Genomic DNA, 12,143 nt, shown 5'->3' with positions numbered 1-12,143 from the left:
ACTTCCATGACGTCATCGCGGACCAATCCGGAGGGAACGAGCGAACCGGAGGATCTGACGGGTTCCGCCGCGTGGGAACTGCTCCTTCCGGCCGCCTCGGCACCGGCACGCGCGCGTGGGCGCTCGCTTCAGGCGGCGCTGCGCGAGGCGGTGCGTACGGGGCGGCTGGCGCCGGACACCCGGCTGCCGTCGAGCCGGGACCTGGCGGCCGACCTCGGGGTGTCACGGGGGCTGGTCACCGAGGCGTACGAGCAGTTGGCGGCGGAGGGGTATCTGCGCAGCGGGCGGGGCGCGGGCACCTGGGTGAGCGGTGCCGTGCGGGCGGCGCGGCCACGCGCGCGTGACCTCGCGCCGCGCTCCCCCGGCGCCCGGGCCGACTTCGTGGCCGGGACACCGGACCTGTCGCTGTTCCCGCGCGCCGCCTGGGCCGCCGCGCAGCGCGGTGTGCTGGCGGAGTCGCCCCATGACGTGCTCGGGTATCCCGATCCGCGCGGACTGCCCCGCTTGCGTACGGCCCTCGCGGAACTCCTCGCGCGCCGCCGGGGTGTGGTCGCCGACCCGGAGCGGCTCGTCGTGGTCTCCGGGGTGGCGCAGGCGACGACTCTGCTCGGATTCGTGCTCCACGCGCGCGGGATGCGCATCGTCGGCGTCGAGGACCCGGGCAGCCCCCAGCACGACGCCCTGTACGCCTCGGTGGGCGTCGGCACCGTACCGCTGCCCCTGGACGAGGAGGGCCTGGCCCTCGGGCCGCTGCGGGCCTCCGGCGTGCGGGCCGTGGTGACGACGCCCGCCCACCAGTTCCCCACGGGCATCGCCTACTCCGCGCGGCGGCGGGCCCAACTCCTGGACTGGGCGCGGTCGGTGGACGGTCTGGTCTTCGAGGACGACTACGACGGCGACTTCCGCTACGACCGGGCACCCGTGGGCGCCCTCCAGGGCCTCGACCCGGAGCGTGTCGCCTATGCGGGCTCAGTCAGCAAGTCCCTCGCCCCGGGGCTGCGGCTCGGCTGGCTCCTGGTGCCGGAGTCGCTGGCGGACGAGGTCGTCGAGCGGAAGCGGACCATGGACCTCGGCCATCCGACCCTCGACCAGGCGCTGTTCGCCCGCTTCCTGGAACGCGGCGACTACGACCGCCAGTTGCGGCGCTGCCAGCGCGCCTACCGGCAGCGCCGCGACACCCTCGTGGCCGCCCTGGAGGAGCACTTCCCCGGAGCGGAGGTGACCGGGATCGCCGCGGGACTGCACGTCATCGCCGAACTGCCCGGGAAGTACGGCCCCCAGGAGGACTTCCTCGACCGCGCGGCCTCCGCCGGTGTCGCGGTGCGTCCGCTCACCGCCTACGCACACGCGCGTGCGGACGACGCGGTCGTACGGCTGGTCCTGGGGTACGCGCATCTGTCCCCCGCGCGGATCCGTGCGGGGATACGCCTGATGGCCGGCGCCATGCACCCGCGCGGGCGCTGATCTCGTCGCGTTCGTTGTTCATCCGTGGTTTCCGTGTGCGCTGCGGCGCACCAGTAGTTGTGGCAGTGCACCCTGACCGCATCCCGTCCGTGGAGGCGCATCCCCATGTCGCATCGCCCGTTCCCCGCCCGCCGCAGCGTCCTGCGCGGCTCCCTTGCCGCGTCGGCGGCGCTGACCCTGCCCACCGCCCTCGGGGCCGCGCCGGCCTTCGCCCTGTCGGGGCGTCCGAAGGCGGGCTGGGGTGTGCAGGCGGGGGACGTGACCTCCGACTCCGGCCTGGTGTGGGTGCGTTCGGACCGCCCGGCCCGGATGATCGTGGAGACCTCGGCCACCGAGCCGTTCCGCAACCCGCACCGGTGGCACGGCCCGCTGCTCGGCGCGGACACGGACTTCACCGGCACCACCCGGCTGCGCGGGCTGCCCTCGGGACAGCAGATCCACTACCGCGTGCTGCTCGCCGACCCCGACGACCCGCGCCGTACCGGCGAGCCGGTCACCGGCACGTTCCGTACGGTGCCGACCGGGCGGCGCGGTGTGCGGTTCCTGTGGTCCGGCGACCTGGCGGGCCAGGGCTGGGGCATCAACCCGGACCTCGGCGGTTACCGCATCTACGACGCGATGGCCAAGCTGGACCCGGACTTCTTCGTGTGCAGCGGTGACAACATCTACGCCGACGGCCCGATCACGGCGACGCAGGCCCTGCCCGACGGCAGCCTGTACCGGAACGTCACCACCGAGGAGAAGTCCAAGGTCGCCGAGACGCTCGCCGAGTTCCGGGGCAACTTCCGCTACAACCTGCTCGACGAGAACCTGAAGCGGTTCAACGCCCAGGTCCCGTCGATCATCCAGTGGGACGACCACGAGGTCCGCAACAACTGGTACCCGGGCGAGGTGATCGCCGCCTCCGACACCCGCTACACCGAGAAGAGCGTCGACGCCCTGGCGGTGCGGGCCCGGCGCGCCTTCAGCGAGTACTTCCCGATCTCGACGCTGCGGCCGGGCGCCGAGGAGGGCCGGGTCCAGCGGGTGATGCGGCACGGGCCGCTGCTCGACGTGTTCGTCCTGGACATGCGGACCTACCGCAACGCCAACTCGCCCGACCAACAGACCGTGGATCCGCAGGGCATCCTCGGCCACGAGCAACTGGAGTGGCTGAAGCGGGAGTTGTCGCGGTCGCGCGCGGTGTGGAAGGTGATCGCCGCGGACATGCCGCTCGGCCTGGTCGTGCCCGACGCCACCGAGGGCAAGGCCAACATCGAGGCGGTCGCGCAGGGCGACCCCGGCGCGCCGCTGGGGCGTGAACTGCAGATCGCCGAGCTGCTGCGGTACATCAAGCACCGGCGGATCACCGGCACCGTGTGGCTGACGGCGGACGTGCACCACACCTCCGCCCAGCACTACCAGCCCTCGCGGGCCGCGTTCACCGACTTCGAGCCGTTCTGGGAGTTCGTCTCCGGTCCGCTGAACGCGGGTGCCTTCCCGGCCAGCGCCCTCGACAACACCTTCGGCCCGGAGCGGGTGTTCGTGAAGGCGCCGACCGCGCAGAACGTGTCACCGGCCGAGGGCTACCAGTTCTTCGGCGAGGTCGACATCGACGGCCACAGCGGAGAACTGACGGTGCGTCTGCGGGAGTCGGACGGCACCGTGCTGTTCACGCAGACGCTTCAGCCGGGACGGGTCGGCCAGTAACTCCACTACCCTCGGACGTGGGCCGCGCACCGGCGTCATCCCCCGGTGCGCGGCGCGTCCCAGACCACCCCAACCTCCCCTCACGGACCGCGTTTTCGCAGGTCAGGGCCGATTGTCAGTGGTGGCCTCTACGGTTTTTCCATGACGCGATCTTTGCAGGCCGTGACCTATCGCCGACCCTCCGTGCTGGAGTCGGCGGCGGGTGAGCGGCGCCTGGGCCTTGAGACCTCACAGGGTGCGACTCCTTCGGGCGTCACCGACCATCCGCGCTTCTTCGCGGGCTTCCTGACATCTCCTCAGGTGGCCTCGGCAGCGCTGCCGGCGGTGGCCGACGTGGCGTCAGCGCGGTACTACCAGCGCCAACTGCCCTCCTCTCTCGACCCGGTGGTGACCGCGGGCGGCGACCGGCTGCGCTTCGAGTCCTTCTCGGGCCTCGGCGGGGTGTACGCGCGACTGGACGTCCTCGACGGCGACGAGGTGGGACACGGCACGACGAACGTCGATGTGAACAACCCGCTCGCGGCACGTGGCCAGTTGGACGTGGCGCGGCTGGGCACGGATCACGGGGAGCTGGTGCGCGGCGGGGCCGTGAAGCCGTCGCGGCTCACCGAGTCGGTGCGGACCGGGGCGGCCACCAGCGCGAACGCAACGATATGGGGGATCCTCCGCCACACCCTGGCCGCGCTGCTCGCCGGCCTCGACGGCGAGGCCAAGCCCGCGCGGACCCGTGGGCTCGGGGACCTGCTCGGGGTGGCCGCCGAGTGCGCGGAGCGGTCCGGAGCGCGGGGGGAACTGCCCCATCTGGCGCAGACGGCGGCCCGGACCGGTTCGTCCCGACTGGTCACCCAGGCACGTCGGCTGCGCAGTGCGCCGGTAGCGGAGGTAGCCGCATGACGTAGGGCGACCGGGCTGACCTCCGGTGCACCGCACTCGTAAAAAGAACAGCAAAAGGTACAGAACCATGCTTTTACCGGTCGGTCACAGAGCGTTCGTGATCACGCAACACCCTTCCTTCACAGTGGTCGCATGAGTCGAGACATGTCTGATGTGACACGCACGAGGCACGGGCGTCCGGTGCACCACTGGCGACGGGACCTGGTGGAGCTGGCGGCGCTGTTCACGGCGGTCGCGGTGGCGGACGTCGTCGCCGATCTGGTGGGGCACGGGCCCGACGGCCCGGGACTGCTGGCGATCTCCGCGCTGGCCCTGATCGCCACCGCGGGATTCCACACATGGTGGTCACGCCGCCACGGTCATGCGCCGCCGACGGGCGATACCGGTGCCCGGCCGGCCGCTGACGCGCGGCGGACCGGGCCGTCCGAGGCGCAGTCCCCGTCCGAGACCGACGCCGGGTCCGAGCAGTCGCCCGAGACACCCGGCGCCGTCGCCACGCCGGCGGCGCTGTGGCGCATGCGGACGACGGTGCGGGACGCGCCGGGATCGCTGGCGGCGTTGTGCACGGCGCTGGCAGGCCGGCAGGTCGACATCCTCAGCCTGCAGACGCACCCGCTGGCCGAGGGCACGGTGGACGAGTTCCTGCTGCGGGCACCGAGTGAGGTCGCGGCGTCCGAGATCACCCGGGCGGTGTCGTCGGCCGGCGGTTCGGGCACCTGGATCGAGCGGGCCGACGCCCATGATCTGGTGGACGCGCCGACCCGTGTCCTGGGCCTGGCCACCCGGACGGCCCTGGACGCAGCGGAACTGCCGCTGGCGCTGCGGCAGTTGCTGGGCCGGTGCACCATCCGTTCGCTGCCCGCGACCGTCGCGGGCAAGGGGCGCGAGCCGGAGTCGGTGCCGGTGGAGGGAGCGTTGGAGGACTCCGTCATGCGGCTGCGGGCGCCCGAGGGCGGCGTGATCACCATCGAGCGGCCGTATCTGCCGTTCACACCCACCGAGTTCGCCCGGGCACGGGCGCTGGTCGAACTCGACGCCCGGCTCGGCCCCCGCATCCCGCGCAGCCAGGACGTGCTGACGCTGCCCGAGGGCAACGCGATCACCGTGCGCCGCGCGGACACTGGCGACCTGGACGCGGCACGGGACATGCACGAGCGGTGCTCGGCACGGACGCTCGGCATGCGCTACCACGGCCCTGTCGATGACGCCGACCGCTATCTGAACCACCTGCTCTCCCCGCGCTTCGGCCGGACGCTGGCCGTGCAGACGGCCTCCGGGCGGATCGTCGGACTCGGGCACCTCCTGTGGGACGGCGACGAGACGGAGGTCGCGCTGCTCGTCGAGGACGACTGGCAACGGCGCGGGATCGGGAGCGAGTTGCTGGGGCGGCTGGTGGCGATGGCCGTCGAGGCCGGGTGCGAGAGCGTGTATGCCGTGACGCAGGCGTCCAACACGGGGATGGTCGCGGCGATGCGGGGGCTCGAGCTGCCGCTCGACTATCAGATCGAGGAGGGGACGTTGGTGGTCACCGCTCGACTGGAGGCGGCGGCGAGTTCTGTGGACGTTACGGAGTTCGGGCGGGCCGACGCTCCGTAGAAGCTGCCGCTTTGTTGATAGGTGCGGGTGCGCTGTAGCTAGGTGCGCAGTTCCCCGCGCCCCTTGGGAGGGGCGCAAGCGCCCCATCCAAGTCCGCCCACAGGTCCTCTACGTCCTCCACGCCCACCGACAGTCTCAGCAACCGGTCGCTCACGCCCGCTCCCCTTCTGTCTTCCGCGTCCACGACCCGGTGGCTGATGGAGGCCGGATGTTGGATGAGGGTGTCGACGCTGCCCAGGCTCACCGCCGGAGTGATCAGGCGGACCCCCGCGATGACCTCGTGGGGGTCGCCGTGGACCTCGAAGGCGATCATCGCGCCGCCGATACGCGGGTAGTGGACGCGGGCGACGCGCGGGTCGGCGGTGAGGCGGCGGGCGAGTTCGGCGGCGTTCGCGGAGGCGGCTCGCACCCGTATCGGCAAGGTCGCGAGGCCGCGCAGGAGCAGATAGCCGGCCAGTGGATGGAGGACGCCGCCGGTCGCGAAGCGGATCTGCCGCAGTCGCCCGGCGAACTCCTCGTCGCAGGCCACCACTCCCGCCATCACGTCGCCGTGCCCGCCGAGGTACTTGGTGGCGCTGTGCAGGACGAGCCGTGCGCCGTGTTCGGCGGGGCGTTGCAGGACGGGTGTGGCGAAGGTGTTGTCCGCGAGGAGGGGCACCGAGCCGCAGGAGTGGGCGACGGCGCGCAGGTCGAGTTCCGCGAGGGTCGGGTTGGCCGGCGACTCGACCATGACGAGCCCGGTGTCGGGGCGCAGCGCGTCGGCGATCCCCGCCGGGTCGGTCCAGGTCACCTCCGTGCCGAGCAACCCGGCGGTGAGGAGGTGGTCGCTGCAGCCGTAGAGGGGTCGTACGGCCACGACGTGCCGCAAGCCGATCGAGGCGCGGGCCAGAAGCACCGCCGTGAGGGCCGCCATGCCGCTGGCGAACGCCACCACGCTGTCGGTGCCTTCGAGGCGGGCGAGGGCGGTCTCGAAGCGGGCGACGGTCGGGTTGCCGAGGCGGCCGTAGACGGGCGGTCCCTCGGGTTCGGCGCCGGTGGTGGCGAAGGTGTCGATGCGGGCGGCCTCGCCACGGCTGTCGTACGACGGGTAGGTCGTCGACAGGTCGATGGGCGGGGCGTGCAGGCCCTGCCGGGCGAGGTCGTCACGGCCGGCGTGCACGGCTTCGGTGGCCAGTGCGCGCGGGGCCGGGGAGGGGTGGAGGCTCACTGAGTCCATGTGCTCAAGGGTGAACATTGACCGGCTTCAGCAGGGAATGCTCCGTGTTACGTTCGGGCGATGAGCGAAAACGTCGTACTGGATCCGGTGGATCTCCATCTGTTGCGGTTGTTGCAGAACGACGCCCGGGCGACGTATCGCGATCTCGCGGCGGAGGTCGGGGTCGCGCCGTCGACGTGTCTGGACCGGGTGACCAGGCTGCGTCGGGCCGGTGTGATCCTCGGGCATCAACTGCGGGTCGATCCAGCCAAGTTGGGGCGCGGGCTGGAGGCGCTGCTGTCGGTGCAGGTGCGGCCGCACCGGCGGGAGCTGGTGGGGCCGTTCGTCGAGCGGATCCGGGCACTGCCGGAGTCACGGACCGTGTTCCATCTGACCGGACCCGACGACTATCTCGTCCATGTGGCCGTCGCGGACATGGCGGATCTGCAACGGCTGGTGATCGACGAGTTCACGTCACGGCGCGAAGTGGCTCGGGTGGAGACCCGGTTGATCTTCCAGCAGTGGGACTGCGGACCCTTGCTGCCGCTTGCCACGCCCGTAGCTGAATCGGGGTGATATCGGGGTGACGGGGCCGAGTCCCCCGTATGAGGATGGTCCCCATGTCGCAGACCAACACTCCGCTGCCCCGGCAGGTCGCCGACGCCTATGTCGACGATCTCATCGCCCTCGACCCGGTGACCGGTACATATCTCGGCGTGAAGGAGAGTTCGAGCCGCCTGCCCGACCTCTCCCCCGCAGGTCAGGAACGACTCGCGGAGCTTCAGCGGGCGACCCTCGCGAAGCTCGACGAGGCAGAGCGCCTACCCGGCGCGAGCAGTGACATCGAGCGCCGCTGCGCGCGCCTGCTGCGCGAGCGGCTCACCGCCGAACTCGCCGTGCACGAGGCCGAGGAGGGCCTGCGCGCGGTCGGCAACATGCACACGCCCGCGCACTCGGTGCGTGAGGTGTTCACGGTGACACCGACCGAGACCGACGAGGACTGGGCGGCGATCGCCGAGCGGCTGCGCGCGGTACCGACCGCGCTGGCGGGTTACCGTGATTCCCTCGCGCTGGGCCTGGACCGCAAGCTGTACGCGGGTCCGCGTCCGACGGCCACCTTCATCGGCCAGCTCACCGAATGGTCGGACACGGACGGCCAGGGGCGCGGCTGGTTCGAGGACTTCGCCTCGGCGGGGCCCGAGGCGCAGCGCCCCGAGTTGGACGAGGCGGCCCGTGCGGCGACCGCGGCCCTGGTTGAACTGCGGGACTGGATGCGCGACGTGTACGCGCCGGCCATCGAGGGCGCGCCGAACACGGTGGGCCGGGAGCGGTACGCGCGCTGGTCGCGCTACTTCAACGGTACGGACCTCGATCTCGACGAGGCGTACGCGTACGGCTGGTCCGAGTACCACCGGCTGCTCGCCGAGATGAAGCAGGAGGCCGAGAAGGTCCTGCCCGGCGCGGAGACGCCATGGGTGGCGCTCGCGCATCTCGACGAGCACGGCCGGCACATCGAGGGCGTCGACGAGGTCCGCGCATGGCTCCAGGGCCTGATGGACCGGGCGATCGACAAACTGGACGGCACACATTTCGAACTCGCCGAGCGGGTGCGGAAGGTGGAGTCGTGCATCGCGCCTCCGGGCAGTGCGGCGGCGCCCTACTACACGCCCCCGTCGGAGGACTTCTCGCGCCCGGGCCGCACCTGGCTGCCGACGATGGGCCAGACCCGTTTCCCGGCCTACGACCTCGTCTCGACCTGGTACCACGAGGGCGTCCCCGGCCATCACCTCCAGCTCGCGCAGTGGGCGCATGTCGCCGAGGACCTGTCGCGCTACCAGGCGGCCGTGGGCGGGGTCAGCGCCAACGCGGAGGGCTGGGCGCTGTACGCGGAGCGGCTGATGGACGAGCTGGGATTCCTGGAGGACGCCGAGCAGCGGCTCGGCTATCTCGACGCGCAGATGATGCGGGCCGCCCGGGTCGTCGTCGACATCGGCATGCACCTGGAGCTGGAGATTCCGGCCAACTCGCCGTTCCATCCCGGTGAGCGGTGGACGCCGGAGCTGGCCCAGGAGTTCTTCGGCGCGCACAGCAGCCGTCCGGCGGACTTCGTGGAGAGCGAACTGACCCGCTACCTCACCATCCCGGGCCAGGCCATCGGCTACAAACTCGGCGAGCGCGCCTGGCTGTTGGGCCGGGAGAACGCGCGGCGGCGGCACGGCGACGCCTTCGACCTGAAGGCATGGCACATGGCCGCGTTGTCGCAGGGTTCACTGGGACTGGACGACCTGGTGGACGAGTTGTCGCGGCTCTGACGCCCGGGCGTCAACTCCCGGGCGGGGCTTCGGTTCAGTCCGGGAGTCGTCGCAGTTGGACGAGGACCAGCCAGGTCTCAGGGCCCGGCTGGGCCCGTCCCGCGCGGACGGCGTAGCGGCCCGCTTCCAGGTCGACCTTCAGATGCTCGGTGCCCTCCGAGTCCCGCCCCGGCCACGCCGAGTCGAACAGCACCACCGGTCCGGGTACGTCCCACCGCACCTCGTTCTCCCAGGTCGCGGTGGCGAGCGCGGCGGGCACACCGGCCAGGATGTCGTCCTCGCAGTTCGCGGCACCCCACCGTACGAACGCGCCGTGGTCTGGCAGGAAGGAGGTCGACGCGGGGTCGTCCCCGAGGACCAGGGCCGCGCTGTCGCCCACGGGCAGCAGGCCTACGCACCCACCGACCTCGCACGCGCGGTCGTAGTCCGAGGCCAGCTCATCGCCGTCGGCTCCCGTCCAGAACGGCAGCACCGTCTCCGGCACCGCTATGAGCGGCCCGCCGCCCGACTCCACCCACTGCACCACCGTGTCCGGCTCCGCGTATCGCGCCATGGGCAGAACCTACACGCACAGCGATCCCACATGTTCACCCTTCGGGTCGGGCGAGTCGGGTTGACCGTCCGTCAACTCCCTTGCGGGGGCGGGCGGTTCAGAGAAGGCGGTCGCGGTTTCAGCAGCCGCAGTCCGCCGACCTTCCTATCGACCGTCCTCTCTTCCATGAGACCCGGACCCTCTTCCTCTCCGCGCGTCACCGGGACGGGGTACGCCCTCACGGACGCGGCACGGCGGCGCGGTCTGCACGTCGAAGTAGTGCGGGACTGGCGGAAACCGGTGGAGTCGCGCCGGGCGGCCGGGACCTCGCTGTACGCCGGGCTGTTGTTCGCGGACGCCGTGGCCGGGGACGTAGGCCTCGGACTGCTGGAGGCGCTGGCGGACTGGCTGGCGCGGCTGCCGTACAAACTCACAGGCAGGGAAGTTGAACCACATTCGCCGAGGCAAGGCAGATGCGCCGTCCGTCGTTCGTGAAGCCGCCCAACGACAAGACCTTCCCGGCGCGGATCTACCCGGACAGCAGTCCGATGCCGGGCCCCGACGCGGTCGATGACTACACGGCAGTGTTGGCGAGCTATGTCGTCACGTTCGCCGTGGAGTACCGGCTCTTCGCGCCGGACGGTCACGTCCGCATGGACAGCCGCTACTTGACGGGCGGTCGGCTCGATGTCGACCCGTTCGCCGAGGACCGGCTCGGGGACGAGGTAGTGGGCTTCGCCGGCCGCCTGACCGAAGGTCTTGAGCTGCCATGGCAATTGTGGTGGACGTCGGGCGCCTGGCCGACGGCGACTGGGCGGCCGTCGAGGCCAATGCGGCCTGGGCGAGCGGGCATTACGCCTGCGACGCCGACGAAGCCCTCGATGTCGTCCGACGAGCGGCCCGCCCGGAAGGGGAGTTCAGCGCTAGCGACCGTGCGTTCCTGCGTTGGGTGCCCACCGTGATCCGCAGCTAATGAGCTCGTGCATGGCTGGCGGTGAGGCACCGATACCTTGATCGTTGATCATGGTTGTGTGGGTCCGAAGCGCAACTCGTGCAGCGATCATCAGCGACCGGCGGATCGCAGGTCTGACGGCCGACATGATCTATGAACTCGTCGCCGAGGTCGGCCCGTTGTGCCACGAGCGCCACCAGGCCGGGCTTGTCTCCCGGCGGCGCAAGCGGACCGTGGGCGCCGGTGCAAGGCACCGGCTGGTGTTTATCGACAGGCTCCTTGCCACCCTCGTCCCTCCCCGCTGCGGGACCACCCACGACGTGCTGGCCTGCTGGTTCCACATGGACCGTTCCACCGTCACCCGAGCCATCAACGAGGTTCGGCCCTTGTCCGCCGAGCGAGGCTGCACCATCACCTCCGACATACGGCTGAGAACCCTGGCCGAAGTCGTCGACCATCTCGGCGCGAGGTGGTGCAGTCCAATCCGGCTCGCAAGCTGTGCGGACATCACCCACGCACGCCAGCTAGGGCTGGTCAAACCCCTGACAGGCAGGCCCGTGGACGAAATCCTCGCTGACGCCGGCTACCAGGCGCATTCCTCACGTCGCATCCGCGTCGAACACGGCATCGCGCATCTGAAGAACCGGCAGTCGCTCGCGCGCCACATCGGCGCCGCGAGCATATGAGCGACAAGGTCCAGGCAGTCGCAGCCTGCTGTCCCACCAGCGACGGCGGACCTGAGCCCGGCTCAGCGGGCGTGTGCATCGGCATCGGGCTTTCACCAGCTCGAAGGCAACTGCATCAGATGCTTGGCCTGTGGCGACGGTGAAGTCGAGAGGCCGTGCGCGGCCGGTTGTGGTCAGGTGAGCTTTGGTGCTCGCCCACGTTGGGAGCGTCTGAGCACGTGATCGGCGGCCTCGCCGCCGCTCTGGCCGACGAATCAGTCCAGTCCCGCCGCACAATCTTCTGTGGCAACTGCGACAGGAAATACCTATTGGGCCGGCTGTGTTCAGCCATAGGAAAGGGTGGGTCCGTAATCAAGAACGGACCGCACGCGAAGACCTGATGCTCTGGTACCGTCGAGCGAACTTGGCGTAATGCGCACCGGGGGGCGCCGTGGAAGTTGACCTTATAGCCGCTGGAGTTGCCGCACTTCTGGCCAAGTCGGCCGGTGAAGAGTTCGCTAGAGAGAGCGGAAAAGCAACCTGGGAGCGCGTTCGTGAACTGCTTCAGTCTGTTCGCCGACGGCTTTCCGAAGATACCCGTGGGACAGCGGCCCTGGCCGCAGCGGAGTCGGATCCGCAGAATGAATCGGTACTGGAAGATCTCGCCGGGGAACTCCAGCAAAGGGCACGAGAAGACGAATCTTTCGCCTCAATCCTGGCCGAAATCACCCGCACTTCCCGCGAGAATCCAGGTGTCGGCAACATCACCGTGGAGGGCCAGGCCCAGGTCGGGAAGATCGTATCCATGGGAAATGTGCACGGGGACGTGACCTTCTAGAAGAGG

General features: G+C 70.6%; 11 protein-coding genes and 2 pseudogenes. 11 read left to right on the top strand and 2 right to left on the bottom strand.

What is annotated here, in order from left to right; all coding sequences use genetic code 11:
- Positions 1-6 precede the first annotated feature (6 nt).
- From ABZT04_RS12640 to ABZT04_RS12625, 4 genes and pseudogenes are all read left to right on the top strand, one after another.
- A complete protein-coding gene (locus tag ABZT04_RS12640; RefSeq protein WP_356055976.1) occupies positions 7-1,464 on the top strand; it encodes a PLP-dependent aminotransferase family protein in 1,458 nt (485 codons plus the stop codon).
- A 105-nt stretch (positions 1,465-1,569) separates the two neighbouring features.
- Positions 1,570-3,153: an alkaline phosphatase D family protein gene (locus ABZT04_RS12635; RefSeq protein ID WP_356055974.1), complete on the top strand. Its 1,584-nt coding sequence runs from the start codon at positions 1,570-1,572 to the stop codon at positions 3,151-3,153.
- A 141-nt stretch (positions 3,154-3,294) separates the two neighbouring features.
- Positions 3,295-3,672: pseudogene (locus ABZT04_RS12630) on the top strand (SWIM zinc finger family protein); the annotation flags it as partial.
- A gap of 519 nt (positions 3,673-4,191) precedes the next feature.
- Positions 4,192-5,643 carry a GNAT family N-acetyltransferase gene (locus tag ABZT04_RS12625; protein ID WP_356055972.1) on the top strand — a complete coding sequence of 484 codons (1,452 nt, stop codon included), beginning with the start codon at positions 4,192-4,194 and terminating at the stop codon, positions 5,641-5,643.
- Here ABZT04_RS12625 and ABZT04_RS12620 read toward each other — a convergent pair.
- Positions 5,612-6,859, bottom strand: coding sequence for a PLP-dependent transferase (locus ABZT04_RS12620; protein ID WP_356055970.1), 1,248 nt, complete (start codon positions 6,857-6,859; stop codon positions 5,612-5,614). The genes ABZT04_RS12625 and ABZT04_RS12620 overlap by 32 nt on opposite strands.
- 60 nt (positions 6,860-6,919) lie before the next feature.
- Between ABZT04_RS12620 and ABZT04_RS12615 the strand changes: the two genes are divergently transcribed.
- Positions 6,920-7,414 carry an Lrp/AsnC family transcriptional regulator gene (locus tag ABZT04_RS12615; protein ID WP_356055968.1) on the top strand — a complete coding sequence of 165 codons (495 nt, stop codon included), beginning with the start codon at positions 6,920-6,922 and terminating at the stop codon, positions 7,412-7,414.
- Positions 7,415-7,458: 44 nt separating this feature from the next.
- Positions 7,459-9,150, top strand: a complete 1,692-nt coding sequence (locus ABZT04_RS12610) for a DUF885 domain-containing protein (protein WP_356055966.1) — start codon at positions 7,459-7,461, stop codon at positions 9,148-9,150.
- Positions 9,151-9,184: 34 nt separating this feature from the next.
- On the opposite strand, the gene ABZT04_RS12605 is transcribed toward ABZT04_RS12610, so the two are convergent.
- Positions 9,185-9,703 carry an immunity 21 family protein gene (locus tag ABZT04_RS12605; protein ID WP_356055965.1) on the bottom strand — a complete coding sequence of 173 codons (519 nt, stop codon included), beginning with the start codon at positions 9,701-9,703 and terminating at the stop codon, positions 9,185-9,187.
- A gap of 165 nt (positions 9,704-9,868) precedes the next feature.
- Here ABZT04_RS12605 and ABZT04_RS12600 point away from each other — a divergent pair, with 165 nt between their 5' ends.
- The 5 genes and pseudogenes from ABZT04_RS12600 to ABZT04_RS12580 all read left to right on the top strand — a co-directional run bounded on the left by ABZT04_RS12600 (position 9,869) and on the right by ABZT04_RS12580 (position 12,137).
- Positions 9,869-10,177 carry a hypothetical protein gene (locus tag ABZT04_RS12600; RefSeq protein WP_356055963.1) on the top strand — a complete coding sequence of 103 codons (309 nt, stop codon included), beginning with the start codon at positions 9,869-9,871 and terminating at the stop codon, positions 10,175-10,177.
- A pseudogene (locus tag ABZT04_RS12595) lies at positions 10,156-10,335 on the top strand (DUF4343 domain-containing protein); the annotation flags it as partial. The gene ABZT04_RS12600 and the pseudogene ABZT04_RS12595, both read left to right, overlap by 22 nt.
- 116 nt (positions 10,336-10,451) lie before the next feature.
- Entirely contained in the window at positions 10,452-10,655 is a 204-nt protein-coding gene (locus tag ABZT04_RS12590; protein ID WP_356055961.1) for an ATP-grasp domain-containing protein, read from the top strand.
- 50 nt (positions 10,656-10,705) lie between these two features.
- Positions 10,706-11,320, top strand: coding sequence for a transposase family protein (locus ABZT04_RS12585; protein WP_356056186.1), 615 nt, complete (start codon positions 10,706-10,708; stop codon positions 11,318-11,320).
- Positions 11,321-11,750: 430 nt separating this feature from the next.
- On the top strand, positions 11,751-12,137 hold the full coding sequence (locus ABZT04_RS12580) for a hypothetical protein (RefSeq protein WP_356055959.1): 387 nt from the start codon (positions 11,751-11,753) through the stop codon (positions 12,135-12,137).
- Positions 12,138-12,143: the final 6 nt, after the last annotated feature.

The organism is Streptomyces sp. NPDC005492, from assembly GCF_040605995.1.
In the GTDB taxonomy this organism is placed as follows: Bacteria; Actinomycetota; Actinomycetes; order Streptomycetales; family Streptomycetaceae; genus Streptomyces.
The sequence above is the reverse complement of the archived record's forward strand: the minus strand, read 5'-3'. Positions and strand labels throughout refer to the sequence as shown.